The sequence below is a fragment of the Photorhabdus noenieputensis genome (assembly GCF_018448935.1).
GTDB lineage: Bacteria > Pseudomonadota > Gammaproteobacteria > Enterobacterales > Enterobacteriaceae > Photorhabdus > Photorhabdus noenieputensis.
On the sequence record NZ_RCWC01000033.1, the window covers coordinates 31,129 to 47,438 of the forward strand.

Here is a 16,310-nt window from a genome sequence, read left to right on the forward strand (position 1 = left end):
AGTTAATAACCCACTTATCTCACCATTAAGGGATCAGTAAACTTGATCCTTGCGTTGCCCGACTTTCCAGAATCTGATGTGCCCTTGTCGCTTCACTTAACGGGAACTTCTGATTTTCTGGTACGTCCACATTAATTTTGCCGTTGGCAATCAGATCAAATAATTCTTTGCTCGCCTCATCCAACTCTTCGCGCGTTGAAATATAGCCGGCGATAGAAGGGCGGGTAACAAACAGTGAACCTTTCTGATTTAAAATCCCCAAATCGACACCGGTAACTGGCCCGGATGCATTGCCAAAGCTAACCATCAACCCGTGGCGTTTCAGGCAATCCAGTGAATCCAGCCAGGTCGATTTACCAACAGAATCATAAACTACACCGACTTTTTCGCCGTTGGTGATTTCATAAATTCGTTCGACAATATTCTCACGGTTATAGTTAATAACCTGCCATGCACCGGCATCTTTAGCGCGTTGTACTTTCTCTTCAGAACCGACTGTTCCAATCAGTTTTGCACCCAAAGCTTTTGCCCATTGGCAGGCAATTAACCCAACGCCACCGGCGGCGGCATGAAACAAAAAGGGTTCGCCGGGCTGGATTTTGTAGGTACGGCGTAGAAGATAGTAGACTGTCAGCCCTTTTAGAAAAGAAGCAGCAGCTTGTTCGAAGGAGATGGTATCCGGCAGAACAGCGACTCTGTTTTCCGCGATATTATGCACTTCACTGTAAGCGCCTAAAGTTGATTGCGCATAAACTACACGGTCACCCACTTTTATGGTCGTCACAGCGGAACCCACTTTGGTCACTACGCCTGCGGCCTCAGTGCCCAAGCCGCTTGGTAATTGTGCCGGTGGATACAGCCCGCTACGAATATAAGTGTCGATGTAATTGATTCCAATCGCTCTATTTTCTACTTGTACTTCATTGTCAGCAGGAGCTTTGGGGGTGAATTCACAATATTGGAGAACTTCCGGGCCGCCAATAGAGGAAAATTCGATATGTTTTGCCATGACTCAACCTCATCAATGTAAGGGGAATGTATGCACGTAGTAATTGAATTCATTGTAAATGGGCTTTAATGTGCCAGAAATAATTACAAACTATATGTAATTACTCAAGGCACTTCATAGCGTATACTCTGTGCTGTTGTAAATTTATCAGTGGATTATTGCGGGATTCATGGCGGGAAAAAAATCAACTCACAACAAAATGGCTGAACCAAAAGATCGCCAAATGGAAGGGCTGAAACTTCCGCCACACTCTTTGGAAGCAGAGCAGTCTGTGTTAGGTGGTTTAATGCTAGATAACGAACGTTGGGATAATGTTTCCGAACGTGTTACTAGCAATGATTTTTTCAGCCGTCCACATCGGCGCATTTTTGCTGAAATGCAGCGGTTGCTGGAGATGGGTAACCCCATCGACCTGATTACATTATCGGAATCCCTTGAGCAGAGTGGAGAGCTGAATAATGTAGGGGGTTTTGCTTATCTGGCTGAATTATCTAAAAATACGCCAAGTGCAGCTAACATTAATGCTTATGCGGATATTGTCCGCGAACGTGCTGTTGTCCGCGAGATGATCGCTGTCGCGAATGAAATTGCAGATGCAGGTTATGATCCTCAAGGCAGGAGCAGCGAAGAATTATTAGATCTGGCTGAATCTCGGGTGTTCCAGATCGCTGAAAATCGTGCCAGCAAAGATGAAGGGCCGAAAGGAATAGAACAGATCCTTGAAGAAACCGTCGAGCGTATTGAACAACTCTATCAACGCCCTCATGATGGTGTAACCGGTGTTTCAACCGGTTATCAGGATCTGGATAAGAAAACCGCAGGTTTACAAAAGTCAGACTTGATCATTGTGGCTGCGCGCCCTTCTATGGGTAAAACCACGTTTGCCATGAACCTGTGTGAAAATGCAGCCATGATGCAGGACAAGCCTGTTTTGATCTTTAGTCTTGAGATGCCCGGCAACCAGATCATGATGCGTATGCTGGCGTCCCTTTCACGGGTGGATCAAACCCGTATCCGTACCGGTCAGCTTGATGATGAAGACTGGGCGCGGATCTCCAGTACGATGGGGATATTGCTGGAAAAGCGCAATATGTACATTGATGATTCGTCTGGCCTGACACCTACCGAAGTCCGTTCCCGAGCTCGGCGCGTCTTCCGTGAAAATGGTGGATTAAGTCTAATCATGATCGACTACCTGCAATTAATGCGGGTTCCGGCCTTATCCGATAATCGTACTTTGGAAATTGCGGAGATTTCCCGTTCACTCAAAGCCTTGGCTAAAGAGCTTCAAGTGCCGGTGGTTGCACTTTCTCAGCTCAATCGTAGCCTTGAACAGCGGGCAGATAAGCGCCCGGTTAACTCTGATTTACGTGAATCCGGCTCTATCGAGCAGGATGCCGACCTCATTATGTTTATCTATCGTGACGAGGTTTACCATGAGAATAGCGACATGAAAGGTGTGGCTGAAATCATTCTTGGTAAGCAGCGTAACGGCCCAATCGGTACAGTTCGTCTAACGTTTAATGGTCAATGGTCGCGGTTTGATAACTATGCCGGACCAAGTTATGACGACGAATAAGTATTAACTACCAAAGAATGAATAAATTTAAGGAATAGAATGAAAGCGGCAACCGCAATTATTGACCGCCGCGCTCTGCGACATAACTTGCAACGGGTAAGGGAGCTTGCACCTAAAAGCAATCTGATTGCAGTTGTGAAAGCAAACGCTTATGGCCACGGTTTACTGGAGACAGCACATACGCTGGACGATGCCGATTGTTTCGGTGTAGCGCGAATTGGTGAAGCATTGACATTGCGTCATGGTGGTATCGTTAAACCGATTCTGTTACTGGAAGGATGCTTCGATGCGGCTGACCTGCCAGTACTGGTTGCTAACCATATTGAAACTGTGGTTCACAGCATTGAACAGTTGGAAGCACTGGAGCAGGCTAAGTTATCTCATCCGGTAAAAGTATGGATGAAACTGGATAGCGGGATGCATCGCTTAGGTGTAAGGCCGGAAGATGCCGAAGAATTTTATCAACGGCTAAGTCGTTGTAAAAATGTACAGCAGCCTGTCAATATTGTCAGCCATTTTGGCCGTGCTGATGAGCCAACGGTAGACACAACTTGCCAGCAGATAGCTTGTTTTCAGGCTTTCTGTGCTGACAAACCGGGAGAAAAATCCATTGATGCATCGGGAGGTATCCTGTTGTGGCCGGAAGTCCATCAAGATTGGGTGCGCCCTGGGCTGATTATGTATGGTGTATCGCCATTGTCTGATAAAACGGCCGTGGATTTTAACCTGATCCCAGCAATGACCTTAAAGTCGAGCTTAATTGCTGTTCGTAAGCATAAAGCTGGTGAGTCGGTTGGCTATGGTGGGGCTTGGGTCAGTGAACGTGATACTTGTCTTGGGGTTGTGGCTATCGGTTATGGTGATGGTTATCCGCGCGGTGCGCCTTCGGGAACACCAATATATATTAATGGCCGAGAAGTGCCGATTGCTGGTCGTGTCTCGATGGATATGATCTCTGTTGATTTAGGGCCAGATGCGATAGATAAAGTGGGTGATGAAGTCGTGCTCTGGGGAGATGTGCTGCCGGTGGAACGGATTGCTGAATGCACTGGTATCATCACTTATGAGCTGGTGACCAAACTCACTTCCAGAGTAGTGATGGAATACCTGGACGAATAATGTTGTAGGTTATATTGTTTATTAAATAACTGACTGATAAGGAGTAGAGCCTGATGTTCCAGAATGTTGATGCTTATGCTGGTGATCCTATTCTTTCGCTGGCTGAAGAATTTCAAAAAGATCCTCGTGCGGAAAAAATTAATCTGAGCATCGGGCTGTATTACGATGAGCAGGGTGTGACTCCGCAATTGCAGGCCGTGGCTACCGCAGAAGAACAACTTAGAGCGTTGTCACAGACTGCTTCTCTTTATCTGCCGATGGAAGGATTGGAATCCTATCGTCTTGCGGTTCAGGAACTGTTATTTGGTAAAGATCATCCGGTGTTGAAACAACGGATAGTGGCAACGATTCAATCATTAGGCGGTTCTGGTGCCCTTAAAATTGGTGCTGATTTTCTGCGTCGCTATTTCCCTGATTCAGAAGTGTGGTGTAGTGATCCAACTTGGGAAAACCACGCAGCTATTTTTGCGGGGGCTGGTATTAAGGTGAACTATTACCCTTATTTTGATACACAGACTAAAGGGGTAAAATTTAATGAAATGCTGGAGACATTCAGGAAATTGCCGGCGAAAAGCATTATTGTGATGCACCCTTGTTGCCATAACCCAACCGGATCGGATCTGACCTATGATCAATGGGATCAAGTTGTTCAGATTGTTAAAGAGAGAGAATTACTGCCGTTCCTTGATCTTGCTTATCAGGGGCTTGCGGATGGTATGGAAAAAGATGCTTATGCTGTTCGTGCTATGGCGACAGCCAGTTTGCCTTGTCTGGTGAGCAACTCTTTCTCCAAAATATTTTCTATGTATGGTGAGCGAGTGGGTGGCTTGTCTGTTATTTGTGATGATGAACAGACCAAAGAGCGGGTATTGGGACAGTTGAAAGCGGGTGTGCGTCGCGTCTACTCTAGCCCACCAAATTTTGGTGCACGGGTTGTGGCGAAAGTACTGACTGATCCTGCTTTGAAGGCACAATGGTTGACAGAAGTTGAACATATGCGCTTGCGTATTTTGGAAATGCGCACGGTGCTGGTGGATGCTCTGAAAACTGCATTACCAGAGAAAAACTTTGAGTATTTCCTGAAGCAGCGCGGGATGTTCAGCTATACCGGTTTTAGCCAGAAACAGGTGGATCGCTTGCGCCAAGAATTTGCTGTTTATCTAGTCGGTAATGGCCGAGTCTGTATGGCGGGCGTCAACCATCGTAATGTTGCACGTATTGCTGAAACATTTGCGGCGGTAAATAAGTCATAAATTTTAATGTAAATGTTTTGCTATCGATGATAATGATCGACAATTTTGTAAGATAGCAGTAAACACCTCCTTAAAGCGCGCTACTTACGGTGCGCTTATTTTCCTTCCTAATATTAATTTAATGTGTCGAATTTATAGAAATTTCATTCACATATTCTTTTCAGTTTTCAATTCTATACTGAGTTAGTAACGAGTATTATTAATCTTAAATGGTGTTTATTTTTGTATAAATAATGACAATCATTATTGTTTGAGATCAATTTGTTTCTACTTTAATTATCTGTGTTTATATATGAAGTGAATTATGGGATTAAAATTAAACATTATATGATTTGATAGAAAAAAGAAAGAATTTATCGGCGAGGGTATTCTGGAGATCTGGTTAAAAATGGTTAAGTAATAGAAAAATTAGAACTTCCCATTGAAAATAATATTAATAATGGTAGGTTCGATGTAAAAAAATAATTTGTGCCAATCCTTGAGAATATTTTAATAATAAAATTGAAATAGATAAATGTTGGTATTAAATAATCATTAGACTATCGAAATAAATGGTCGTGAAGTTGTAATTTAAATTTAGTTACTTAAACCTTGCTGCGGCAAGGTTTAAGACTATTTGATGGAGATGTTTAAATGGCAACAAGTTCCAGATGTTTGCCCAAGGCATTTAACGCATTCGCGATAGTGTCAATTTTAGTGCTATGACTTAATGACACTATACGTTGAATTTCTTGTGGTCTAGTTCCCAATAACCGTGCAAGTTCCGCGTTGCTTGTTTTTGTTTGAAGCATCGTATTCAACAGTAAAACCTTAGCCGCTATACTGGCTGGTACTTCGACAAAAGCTTCACCTTTAGTCGATGGTGTTGGTATTTCGCGCCGGTCTTCAAAGTAGAAATCAAACGCAGTAACCAGAGCATCCTGCGCCATAGCTAATGCTTCTTCTCTGGTATCTCCGCCTGTTAAGGCTTCTGGGATATCTGGGAACATCACAGCCCAACCTGTTTCGTCATGTTCGAATTTTACTGGGTATCGCATATTTTTACTCAGTGAATTTATGCGAGTAACCAGCCCCTTGGGGCCGGTCTGTCATTTGATGCCTAGCTGTTTTAATATTAATTTCCTCAGTGGTTCTGGGATTTCTTTACTAGGGTGCCTTGGCATCGTGGTTTGCTTACCGTTCAGGAAAACTTTCAAGTGGTTAGTCCCATCTTTGAATTCTGCTCCTTGAGCTTTAAGCCACCGGCGAAACTCGCTTTGCTTCACTGCCTCCTCCTGTTTGTTTAACTTGAAAATAAATATAAACATTTTTGTTTATATCATCAAGAGGTTTATAAGCATTTTTGTTTATAAGCGTAATAAGAGTTATAAACATTTATACTTATTCTTTATAGGATGAAATCTGACGTGAAAATTATTCTAATTGCAGCGTATATAGTTTGTTCACGGATATTTTCGGCGATGAAATATGTTTTTTAATGTGAAACAGATCAATTTTTTATGAAACGTGTTTCAGATGGTGAAAATTATTTTTCACCATTTCAAGGTATACCCAAACATTTGTTAGCTTTCGACAAGGATTTACTTAGTGCTTTGTTTTATTGAATTTATTTCTAATATAGAACACCGGTTGATTATTAATATGCAAAAAAAAAAGATTTTTCAACAGGATTTAACTTGATGGTTATCACATAAAATAGAGTTGGTAACCCAGTTATAGACTCTTACGATCGTTCTCCCAACTTCGTTGCAAAGTAAAAAATCCCACTTTACTATTTTTCCTTTAACACATAAAACAAACGCGTGTTTAAGAACAAACAAGTGTCCAAAAATGACGAATCGGGAAAAACAAATATTGCAACTTCTGAGACGAGATCCGTTGATCCCACAGCAGGAAATTGCCGATATTTTAGGTATAAGTCGTTCCGGTGTTGCTGGCCATATTATGAATTTGATGAATAAGGGATATATAAAAGGGAAAGGTTATATTTTATCTGATCATAATTATGTGGTGACGGTTGGTTCTATTAATATGGATGTTTGCGGTTATGCATCGGGTAAACTTATTTATCAAGATTCTAACCCAGGAAAAATAAAATGTACCCCTGGTGGTGTAGGAAGAAATATTGCCCAAAATATCGCGTTATTAGGTAAAGAATGTCATCTTATTTCTGTTGTTGGCGATGATTTCTATGGTAGCACTTTACTGGATCAGGCCAGATGCGCAGGTGTTAATATCGACTACTGTTATAAGCTTTATGGTGAAAATACCTCGACATATGTCTCCTTATTAGATGACGGTGGGGAGATGTTGGTTGCCATTAATGACATGCATATTTTGGAAAAATTGACACCATCATTGTTAGCGAATCATTATGATCTTATTAAACATGCCGGCGTACTGGTTATTGATTGCAATTTATCTGAAGAAGCTTTGGTTTGGCTGTTGACTAATGCCGGAACGGTACCGGTATTTGTGGATACAGTATCCGCATTTAAAGCGCCTAAGATTAAAAACTGGCTTTCCTATATTCACACCTTAAAACCTAATTGTCTGGAGGCGGAAGCACTGAGTGGAATGAAAATTACCCAACCTACCGATGTTCCGGCAGTGGCGCGGTGGTTTCACGATCAAGGTGTGCAGCGGTTAGTGCTCAGCATGGGCGTAGAGGGTGTCTACTTTAGTGAAAGCGATGGTGTGGCAGGTTGGTCACTTCCCATCAGTATCAAGATTGTCAATGTAACAGGTGCTGGAGATGCCATGATGGCTGGGTTGGTGAACTGCTGGCTAGAAAATATGACGCTGGCAGAAAGTGTTCGTTTTGCTCAAGGGTGTTCCGCGCTCACGCTCTCTTGTGAACTTACCAATAATCCAAATCTGTCAAATGGCAGTGTCCAAAAACTGTTGGAATTACAATTATGAAAAATCATGCTATTAGCAATAAATATTTGGATATTTCCCCGGAAGTTGCAGAGGCTTTAGAGAATAACCGACCGGTTGTGGCGTTGGAATCGACCATTATTGCTCATGGAATGCCTTACCCGCAAAATGTCAAGACTGCGCTACAAATTGAACAGAAAATCAGAGAAAATGGCGCTGTTCCTGCAACAATTGCTGTTATCAATGGGATGATGAAAGCAGGTTTGTCGCATGAAGAAATAGAGTTTTTGGCTAGCGAAGGCGGCAAGATAACTAAAGTCAGTCGTCGTGATTTACCCTTTGTTATCGCGGCCGGAAAAAATGGCGCGACGACGGTTGCTTCTACCATGATTATTGCGGCAATGGCTGGGATTAGAATCTTCGCTACCGGCGGCATTGGTGGTGTGCACCGTGGAGCGGAACAGACTTTTGATATTTCTGCCGATTTACAGGAATTAGCGAAAACCAGTGTGGCGGTAGTCTGTGCTGGTGCTAAATCCATTTTGGATCTTGGCCTGACAACAGAATATCTTGAAACTCATGGTGTGCCGCTGATTGGCTATCAGACTCATGCTTTACCGGCGTTTTTCTGTCGTACCAGCCCATTTAACGTCAATATTCGTCTGGATTCCCCAGAACAGATAGCTCAGGCGATGGCAGTAAAATGGGATACAGGATTACAGGGCGGTTTAGTAGTTGCCAATCCGATCCCTGAACCATACGCCATGCCGGAAGCGGAGATCAATGCTGCTATCGAACAGGCAGTACGCGAATCCATAGAACAGAGAGTAAATGGCAAGGAGTGTACGCCATTTTTGTTATCCAGAGTGGCTGAATTAACTGGGGGTGATAGCTTGTCTGCCAATATTCAGTTGGTACTTAATAACGCTGAACTGGCAGCGAAAATTGCCTGTTGTTACTGGGAAAACAGTCGTTACAGAAAACAGAGAACAGGAAACTGAACACAGGAAAAAGGGGCTTAAATCGCCCCTGTTTGCAGATTATGCTTATTTCTTCAATATAGGTTTCAGGAAACGTGCAGTATGTGATTTCTCACATTTGGCGACCTCTTCTGGTGTACCAGAAATCAGAATCTCACCGCCGCCGCTACCTCCTTCTGGGCCAAGATCTACGATCCAGTCAGCGGTTTTAATCACATCAAGGTTATGTTCAATAACCACGATGGTATTCCCTTGATCGCGTAACTGATGCAGAACCGCTAATAGCTGCTGAATATCAGCAAAATGCAAACCTGTGGTTGGCTCATCAAGAATATATAACGTCTGCCCAGTTCCGCGTTTGGATAGTTCACGCGCCAGTTTTACTCGCTGCGCTTCACCACCTGATAACGTTGTTGCTGATTGACCCAGACGGATGTAAGAAAGACCGACGTCCATGAGAGTTTGTAGCTTACGGGCCAGAGCAGGAACTGCATCAAAGAATTCACGCGCTTCTTCGATCGTCATATCCAATACTTCATTGATATTCTTGCCCTTATATTTGACTTCCAGTGTTTCACGGTTATAACGCTTACCTTTGCACTGGTCACAAGGTACATAAATATCAGGCAAGAAGTGCATTTCTACCTTAATTACGCCATCACCTTGGCAAGCTTCACAGCGTCCACCTTTAACGTTAAAACTGAATCGTCCGGGTGTGTAACCACGGGCGCGTGATTCAGGTACGCCAGCGAATAATTCACGGACTGGTGTAAATACGCCGGTATAAGTTGCCGGGTTAGAGCGGGGAGTTCGGCCAATCGGGCTCTGGTCAATATCAATCACTTTATCGAAATGCTCTAGCCCTTGAATATCGATATAAGGGGCAGGGGTGATATTGGTCGCGCCATTTAACTGGCGTTGGGCAATCGGGAACAGCGTATCATTGATTAGCGTTGATTTACCGGAACCAGAAACCCCGGTAATACAAGTAAATAACCCAACTGGCAGATTGAACGTCACATTTTTCAGGTTATTACCTTTCGCTCCGATCAGTTTCAGCACCTTTTTCGGATCTGCCGGGATACGCTTCTCTGGGATGGCAATTTCACGCTCTCCACTCAGGAATTGGCCTGTTAGTGAATCTTTGCTCACCATAATATCTTTAACTGAGCCTTCCGCGACGATTTCACCACCATGTACGCCTGCGCCGGGGCCGATATCAATGATATGGTCGGCAGCTCGGATGGCATCTTCATCATGCTCAACCACAATCACGGTATTTCCCAGATTGCGCAAGTGGATTAGCGTTTCCAGCAGGCGTTCATTATCCCGCTGATGCAACCCGATAGAAGGTTCATCAAGTACATACATCACTCCCACTAAACCAGCGCCAATCTGGCTGGCAAGGCGGATACGTTGAGCTTCGCCGCCGGACAGGGTTTCGGCGGAACGAGAGAGCGTCAGATAATTCAGACCAACATTAACCAGGAATTTCAGACGGTCGCGGATCTCTTTCAGTACTTTTTCAGCAATTTGTGCACGTTGACCACTGAGTTTAATGTTTTGGAAAAAATCCATCGCATGGCCGATACTAAAATCTGAAATTTCCGGCAGAGTGGTATTCTCAATAAATACGTAACGGGCTTCTTTACGTAAGCGAGTTCCGTGGCAGGAAATACATGAACGATTACTAATATATTTCGCCAGTTCCTCCCGAACGGCGGTGGATTCCGTCTCTTTATAACGGCGCTCCATATTATGCAGTACACCTTCGAACGGATGGTTACGCACTGTAGTATCGCCACGGTCATTGGTGTATTTAAATTCGATGGATTGTTTACCGGAGCCGTACAACACTATTTTCTGAATATTGGCGCTGAGGGAATTGAAGGGCGCTTCGATATCGAATTTATAATGTTCTGCCAATGAACGTAGCATTTGGAAATAGTAGAAATTACGGCGATCCCAACCACGAATTGCACCGCCGGCCAGAGAGATATCACCATTTTGAATGACTCTATCAGGATCAAAAAATTGCTGAATGCCTAAACCATCACAAGTCGGGCAAGCACCGGCAGGATTGTTAAAAGAGAATAAGCGAGGTTCCAGTTCACTCATGCTGTAGCCACATGCAGGACATGCAAAGTTAGCAGAGAAAATCAGTTCTTCGACTGTATTATCATCTATATTGGCGACAATAGCGGTGCCGCCTGAAAGTTCCAGCGCAGTTTCAAAAGATTCAGCCAGGCGTTGTGCCAGATCGGCACGAACTTTAAAGCGATCAATGACCACTTCAATGGTGTGTTTTTTCTGTAATTCTAATTTCGGCGGATCAGATAGATCACAGACTTCACCGTCAATACGGGCGCGGATATAACCTTGTGCTGCCAGATTATCCAACAACTTAGTATGCTCGCCTTTCCGCTCTTTGACGATCGGTGCCAGCAACATCAGACGATGACCTTCTGGCAGTGTTAGCACATTATCCACCATTTGACTAACAGTCTGTGCCGTTAATGGAATATCGTGATCTGGGCAACGTGGTTCACCTACGCGGGCAAACAGCAAACGCAGATAATCATGAATTTCGGTAATAGTCCCCACGGTTGAACGTGGGTTATGGGAAGTCGATTTCTGCTCAATAGAAATAGCCGGGGATAATCCTTCAATATGGTCAACATCAGGTTTCTCCATCAGGGACAGAAACTGGCGCGCATAAGCTGAAAGTGATTCCACATAACGACGCTGCCCCTCGGCGTAAAGCGTATCAAATGCCAGAGAAGACTTACCTGAGCCGGACAAGCCCGTGATAACGATCAGCTTGTCTCGGGGAATTATCAGATTGATATTTTTGAGATTGTGGGTACGTGCGCCCCGAACTTCGATGTTGTCCATGAACCATTTCCCGGGTTATTCATACGTGCATAAATAATAATAAGTGAGTTATTATTACACAGAGTTGACTGATTAGATATACAGTATTTAAGTGAAATAATGTAATAAGTACGGAATTAAATTACGGTGAGCTTCGCAAAGTTCGTTCTAAAGCGGCTACGTTTCATTTTTAGTATCGCATGTTAAACTGTGTTGCTTAATAATTGTAGAAATTCATTTCATCAGGAGTATTCCCAATGGCCAGCAGAGGCATAAACAAAGTTATTTTAATCGGTAACCTGGGGCAAGACCCGGAAGTCCGCTATATGCCAAACGGCGGTGCAGTGACTAACATTACTCTGGCGACTTCTGAAAGCTGGCGCGATAAACAGACTGGCGAGATGAAAGAGAAGACTGAATGGCACCGGGTTGTTTTGTTTGGCAAACTGGCGGAAGTCGCGGGTGAATACCTGCGTAAAGGTTCACAGGTTTATATTGAAGGTTCTCTGCAAACCCGTAAATGGCAGGATCAGAACGGTCAAGAGCGTTACACCACGGAAGTAGTGGTAAACATGGGTGGTACCATGCAAATGTTGGGTGGTCGTGCTGGTGGTGGTAGTTTCCAGGATAGCCAACCGCAAGGCGGTGGTTGGGGACAGCCACAGCAGCCACAACCACAGCAACAATCTCAGCAGTTCAGCGGCGGCGGCGCTCCTTCGCGTCCAGCTCAATCCTCTGCTCCACAAAGCAATGAGCCACCAATGGATTTTGATGACGACATTCCGTTCTGAGTTCGATATTTTTCTTTATAAAACAAGTGATTATCATATTTCCTTATGATAATCATAGGCTGTTGGAGTGCCTATTGAGAGCCTGACTAATTCTTACTCAATCATGGGTTTGCACTTTGAAAGAGGTAGGAGAGTGTAGCATGTCAGGAAAAGGCTGGTTGCGGGGAAATAACCTACTTTGCGCCAGCCACTCTTGTTTTACATAAACAGATTCTTTTACCACAAAGTGGAGTTAATTTTTAATGAGGTCGCTGCCACAATTTGGGATCGCGAGGCGTTGTTGTCGCCACCCGAGACATAAGCGCCTTCATTGCGCCGGCCATTAATAAGGTAACCTTCTCTCCACGATTAGTTTTTTGTCTGCATTCCCAGGCCCGTACTCCTGCTTGTTGCACTTTAATGCCGATTTTACGATAGATACCATGAGCAGAAGCGATGACCCAGGCTGAACGCAAAGGTAAACCAACAAGTCCTGTTAGAGCGGAGGTATAATAAGACTCCGCTTCTACAATCAATCGGGATGCCACCCGAGCTAACGCAGGACGGTTTTCGGGATAAATAAGTGTGTCTGGCATTAGCCCTTCTTGGTAAAGCCATTCTAGCGGAAGATAGCAACGCCCGGCCTTCGCATCTTCAATAATATCCCGAGCAATGTTAGTTAACTGAAAAGCAATTCCTAGATCGCAGGCCCGATCCAGCACACTCGCCTCGCGAACCCCCATAACCCTCGCCATCATCAGCCCAACCACTCCCGCGACATGGTAGCAATATCTCAGAGTATCATCCAATGTTCTGTAAGGCTCACAGAGTACATCCATTGCGAACCCTTCCAAATGCTCGAAAGCCTGTTGTTGAGGGATTTCATTACTCAGAGCGACTGTCTGAAAGGCTGCAAAAGCAGGTTCGGTCATCGGCAAACCGTCATAAGCCTGTTTCGTCAGGGATTGCAGCATTTGAAGTTTCTCGCGGGCGCTATATTTATCAACACTGCTTATTTGTCTCCCCAGCTCTTGACCGTCTATTATATCATCACAATAACGGCACCAGGCGTACAGCATCATTGTGCTGTGTCGTGTTGCTGTATCGAAAAGTCGGGTGACACTGGCAAAACTTTTTGAGCCTTGCTCCATTATCTGAGTAACGTGTTTAAGTAGCGCGGGATTCATCTAGCGATATCCTCTAGCATCAATGTGGCTGTGGCTTTTGCTGATCCAATCACGCCGGGAATACCTGCTCCAGGATGCGTGCCTGCGCCGACAAGGTACAGATTATCAATGCGGCTGTCCCGATTGTGTGGTCGGAACCAAGCGCTTTGTGTCAGTAATGGTTCAAAGGAGAAGGCTGAACCTAGATGGGCATTGAGTTGGTCACGAAAATCAAATGGGGTAAAAATACGATGAACGACTAACTGCTTGAGCAGACCGGGCATATAGTACTTTTCCAGATACGCGAAAATACGGTCACGTAAGCGTGGCCCCTCTATATCCCAGTTTAAATTAGCTGTCCCCAAGTGTGGTACAGGGGCCAGAACGTAGTAACTTGCGCATCCTTGGGGAGCAAGGGATGGGTCAGTAACAGAGGGGGCATGAAGATAGAGTGAAAAATCTTCCGCCAGTCGATCATGATGAAAAATATCTTCGATGAGTTCCTTATAGCGTGGACCAAAGCAAACTGTATGATGGGCTAATTGCGCATGGTGATGGTTCAGGCCGAAATAAAGCACGAACAGTGAGTTGCTCATTTGTTTACGCACCAGTGTTCGGGCGCGGGTTATTCCGACCGGATGCTGACCCAACAGGTGCTTATAGGTATGAATAACATCGGCATTTGAAGCAACAACGTCACATGTCATATTTCGTCCATCAGTTAATTGGACGCCTGTGACCCGATTGTCATGGGTGGTGAAGTGTTCTACCTTTGCATTAAGCTCAATTTCTCCACCAATGTCAGTAAACAATTTCACCATTGCCTCAACCAGAGCGCTGGTTCCTCCACGCGGAAACCAGACTCCCCATTCTCGTTCCAGTGCGTGGATCAAAGTATAGATAGAAGATGCAGCAAAGGGGTTACCTCCTATCAATAGCGAGTGAAATGAAAATGCCTGGCGCAGGCTCTCATCCTTGATAAAGCGTGCCACCTGACTATAAACACTACGCCATGCGTGTAGACGTATCAACTGTGGAGCCGCATTCAACATGTCGCGAAAAGAGAGGAAGGGCACCGTTCCAAGTTTCAGGTAGCCTTCATTAAAGGCTTCCCGGGAATAGTCCAGAAAGCGTCGATACCCATTAACATCTTTTGGATTGAACGTATGGATTTGCGCTTCCAGATGTCGCTGATCATTGTCGTAATCAAACATCTTACCCGACTCCCAACAGAGCCGATAAAAAGGGCGTACGGGAAGTAAATCGACGTAATCAGCCATACGTCTACCAGCCTGTGTAAACAATTCTTCAATGACATTGGGAGCGGTGATTACGGTGGGGCCGGCATCAAAGGTGAACCCCTGTTCCTTATAAACATAAGCGCGTCCACCTGGTTTATCCCGTTGCTCCAAAATACATGTCGGAATCCCCGCGGACTGGAGCCTTATTGCCAGTGCCAGCCCACCAAAACCAGCACCAATTACCAGCGCTTTAATCATGATAAAAACCCTGAAGCTTCTTGTGTTGTTTAAACATTGCCTTTAAGGCACCCTTTATCGGCACTGGTGGTTTACCTATGAGAATCCGGGCCTTATCGACGGAATTAAGTTGCTCCGCATAAAAACGCGCAATCAGATCTGGGGAAAGTTGATAGAAACGTTGCATTACCTGCCAACGTTGTTGTGGCTCCCCAGCCAGGAAGAGCATGCGATTTAGAAGACGGAAAAAGCGCTGGTGTTGCCACTGCTGCCGTGCGTAATCCCTGAGGGTAATGAATAAGGAGGTATCGGTAAACTCCGGCAGAGCAACAATACGATCTGCCAACCGAATGGCGTGTGGCAGAGAGTAGCCTGTTGTGGGGTGAAACAAAGCTGCACGTAACCCACAGGTGGGCTGTCCTGCTAGCTGTGCCCAGAAAGAGGTAAAATCTCCCGTAAGTGTAATTGGAAGACAACCGCTCTCTTCTCGAATGAGTTTACCCAGTTTCCAGCCATGTTTTTTCGCGTACTCTGCGATAGTAGCCTGCGACAAAGCCTTATCAGGTGGCCCCTGATCAACGTAATGAGTGTCCTCTATCAGCAGACGAGTTGAGGTGAACGGCAGGACATAGATAAATCGATAACCTGTATCCTGCCCCACACTGGTATCCATTAAAATCGGGTGGGTTAAAAAGTGCGACTCTTCCAGCTCCCATTCCTGACCAAAAAATGCCTGGGTACCACTCCCCATAAATGGTCCTGGTCGCCAGCCTCTCCCATCAATGACTGCGCCTGCACTTAGAGACGTGCCGTCTTGTAAGTAGACTTTCTGTGGAGTCAGATCCTGTACCAATAAATCAGTCTGTATACGCTCGCCCAAATACGCATGGAGTGTGTTTGCAAAGTGTTGGGATGTGATACTGAAATATGAATGTGGCAATGTGCGTTGAAATGCTGGAAAAATGACGTCGTAACCTGACCAGTGATAGGTGATCAGCGGCGCGATCCACCTATGTTCCTCCTCAGTAAGATCATGTTGATGAAATGACCACGTGTGATTGCCTCCTATTGTTTCTGCGCTTTCAATAAGCAACACTCGCAAATGTGGTTTACACTGCTGGAAACGCATTGCGATCAGTCCGTTGGCCAATCCTCCTCCCACCAAAATCAGATCCCAGTCGTACATCATTTTGTTGATCCTC

At 44.8% G+C, this 16,310-nt stretch carries 14 protein-coding genes; 7 read left to right on the top strand and 7 right to left on the bottom strand.

All coding sequences use genetic code 11. The features are described from left to right. Positions 1–25: 25 nt before the first annotated feature. Entirely contained in the window at positions 26–1,009 is a 984-nt protein-coding gene (locus tag EAE91_RS18540; protein ID WP_214089778.1) for a quinone oxidoreductase, read from the bottom strand. 169 nt (positions 1,010–1,178) lie between these two features. Here EAE91_RS18540 and dnaB point away from each other — a divergent pair, with 169 nt between their 5' ends. The 4 genes from dnaB (at position 1,179) to EAE91_RS24760 (ending at position 5,425) form a co-directional block, all read left to right on the top strand. Next, entirely contained in the window at positions 1,179–2,588 is a 1,410-nt protein-coding gene (dnaB, locus tag EAE91_RS18545; protein WP_011148449.1) for a replicative DNA helicase, read from the top strand. A gap of 39 nt (positions 2,589–2,627) precedes the next feature. After that, complete coding sequence (gene alr, locus EAE91_RS18550; protein WP_214089779.1) at positions 2,628–3,707, top strand: alanine racemase; 1,080 nt, start codon at positions 2,628–2,630, stop codon at positions 3,705–3,707. A gap of 53 nt (positions 3,708–3,760) precedes the next feature. Continuing rightward, positions 3,761–4,960, top strand: coding sequence for an amino acid aminotransferase (locus EAE91_RS18555; RefSeq protein WP_214089780.1), 1,200 nt, complete (start codon positions 3,761–3,763; stop codon positions 4,958–4,960). Positions 4,961–5,380: 420 nt separating this feature from the next. Continuing rightward, positions 5,381–5,425 carry a hypothetical protein gene (locus tag EAE91_RS24760; RefSeq protein WP_339919359.1) on the top strand — a complete coding sequence of 15 codons (45 nt, stop codon included), beginning with the start codon at positions 5,381–5,383 and terminating at the stop codon, positions 5,423–5,425. Between the two features lie 164 nt (positions 5,426–5,589). Here the strand turns inward: EAE91_RS24760 and EAE91_RS18560 are convergent, their stop codons facing one another. Both EAE91_RS18560 and EAE91_RS18565 read right to left on the bottom strand, forming a co-directional pair. Further along, positions 5,590–5,997, bottom strand: coding sequence for a type II toxin-antitoxin system HicB family antitoxin (locus tag EAE91_RS18560; RefSeq protein ID WP_214089781.1), 408 nt, complete (start codon positions 5,995–5,997; stop codon positions 5,590–5,592). A 51-nt stretch (positions 5,998–6,048) separates the two neighbouring features. Continuing rightward, positions 6,049–6,225, bottom strand: coding sequence for a type II toxin-antitoxin system HicA family toxin (locus tag EAE91_RS18565; protein WP_036778089.1), 177 nt, complete (start codon positions 6,223–6,225; stop codon positions 6,049–6,051). A gap of 565 nt (positions 6,226–6,790) precedes the next feature. Here EAE91_RS18565 and EAE91_RS18570 point away from each other — a divergent pair. Together EAE91_RS18570 and EAE91_RS18575 are read left to right on the top strand one after the other, a co-directional pair. Continuing rightward, entirely contained in the window at positions 6,791–7,882 is a 1,092-nt protein-coding gene (locus tag EAE91_RS18570; protein ID WP_214089782.1) for a PfkB family carbohydrate kinase, read from the top strand. Beyond that, entirely contained in the window at positions 7,879–8,841 is a 963-nt protein-coding gene (locus tag EAE91_RS18575; protein WP_214089783.1) for a pseudouridine-5'-phosphate glycosidase, read from the top strand. The genes EAE91_RS18570 and EAE91_RS18575 overlap by 4 nt, the downstream gene beginning before the upstream one ends. A gap of 45 nt (positions 8,842–8,886) precedes the next feature. Here the strand turns inward: EAE91_RS18575 and uvrA are convergent, their stop codons facing one another. Then, complete coding sequence (gene uvrA / locus EAE91_RS18580; protein WP_214089784.1) at positions 8,887–11,715, bottom strand: excinuclease ABC subunit UvrA; 2,829 nt, start codon at positions 11,713–11,715, stop codon at positions 8,887–8,889. Between the two features lie 236 nt (positions 11,716–11,951). On the opposite strand from uvrA, the gene EAE91_RS18585 reads away from it, so the two are divergent. Then, the gene (locus EAE91_RS18585) at positions 11,952–12,485 is read left to right on the top strand and encodes a single-stranded DNA-binding protein (protein WP_214089785.1); all 534 of its coding nucleotides are present in this window, start codon (positions 11,952–11,954) and stop codon (positions 12,483–12,485) included. A 239-nt stretch (positions 12,486–12,724) separates the two neighbouring features. Here the strand turns inward: EAE91_RS18585 and crtB are convergent, their stop codons facing one another. Genes crtB through crtY form a run of 3 tightly spaced genes read right to left on the bottom strand, consistent with a single transcriptional unit; the run spans position 12,725 to position 16,297 of the window. After that, positions 12,725–13,651, bottom strand: a complete 927-nt coding sequence (crtB, locus tag EAE91_RS18590) for a 15-cis-phytoene synthase CrtB (protein ID WP_214089786.1) — start codon at positions 13,649–13,651, stop codon at positions 12,725–12,727. Next, positions 13,648–15,129, bottom strand: coding sequence for a phytoene desaturase (locus tag EAE91_RS18595; RefSeq protein WP_214089787.1), 1,482 nt, complete (start codon positions 15,127–15,129; stop codon positions 13,648–13,650). The genes crtB and EAE91_RS18595 overlap by 4 nt, the downstream gene beginning before the upstream one ends. After that, the gene (gene crtY / locus EAE91_RS18600; protein WP_214089788.1) at positions 15,122–16,297 is read right to left on the bottom strand and encodes a lycopene beta-cyclase CrtY; all 1,176 of its coding nucleotides are present in this window, start codon (positions 16,295–16,297) and stop codon (positions 15,122–15,124) included. Before crtY ends, EAE91_RS18595 begins: the two co-directional genes overlap by 8 nt. Between the last annotated feature and the right edge of the window lie 13 nt (positions 16,298–16,310).

What these genes read in the sequence shown, in the direction of transcription:
- EAE91_RS18540 (WP_214089778.1), bottom strand. Translation starts at nt 1,009, where the DNA reads ATGGCAAAACATATCGAATTTTCCTCTATTGGCGGCCCGGAAGTTCTC.
- dnaB (WP_011148449.1), top strand. Translation starts at nt 1,179, where the DNA reads ATGGCGGGAAAAAAATCAACTCACAACAAAATGGCTGAACCAAAAGAT.
- alr (WP_214089779.1), top strand. Translation starts at nt 2,628, where the DNA reads ATGAAAGCGGCAACCGCAATTATTGACCGCCGCGCTCTGCGACATAAC.
- EAE91_RS18555 (WP_214089780.1), top strand. Translation starts at nt 3,761, where the DNA reads ATGTTCCAGAATGTTGATGCTTATGCTGGTGATCCTATTCTTTCGCTG.
- EAE91_RS18560 (WP_214089781.1), bottom strand. Translation starts at nt 5,997, where the DNA reads ATGCGATACCCAGTAAAATTCGAACATGACGAAACAGGTTGGGCTGTG.
- EAE91_RS18570 (WP_214089782.1), top strand. Translation starts at nt 6,791, where the DNA reads ATGACGAATCGGGAAAAACAAATATTGCAACTTCTGAGACGAGATCCG.
- EAE91_RS18575 (WP_214089783.1), top strand. Translation starts at nt 7,879, where the DNA reads ATGAAAAATCATGCTATTAGCAATAAATATTTGGATATTTCCCCGGAA.
- uvrA (WP_214089784.1), bottom strand. Translation starts at nt 11,715, where the DNA reads ATGGACAACATCGAAGTTCGGGGCGCACGTACCCACAATCTCAAAAAT.
- EAE91_RS18585 (WP_214089785.1), top strand. Translation starts at nt 11,952, where the DNA reads ATGGCCAGCAGAGGCATAAACAAAGTTATTTTAATCGGTAACCTGGGG.
- crtB (WP_214089786.1), bottom strand. Translation starts at nt 13,651, where the DNA reads ATGAATCCCGCGCTACTTAAACACGTTACTCAGATAATGGAGCAAGGC.
- EAE91_RS18595 (WP_214089787.1), bottom strand. Translation starts at nt 15,129, where the DNA reads ATGATTAAAGCGCTGGTAATTGGTGCTGGTTTTGGTGGGCTGGCACTG.
- crtY (WP_214089788.1), bottom strand. Translation starts at nt 16,297, where the DNA reads ATGATGTACGACTGGGATCTGATTTTGGTGGGAGGAGGATTGGCCAAC.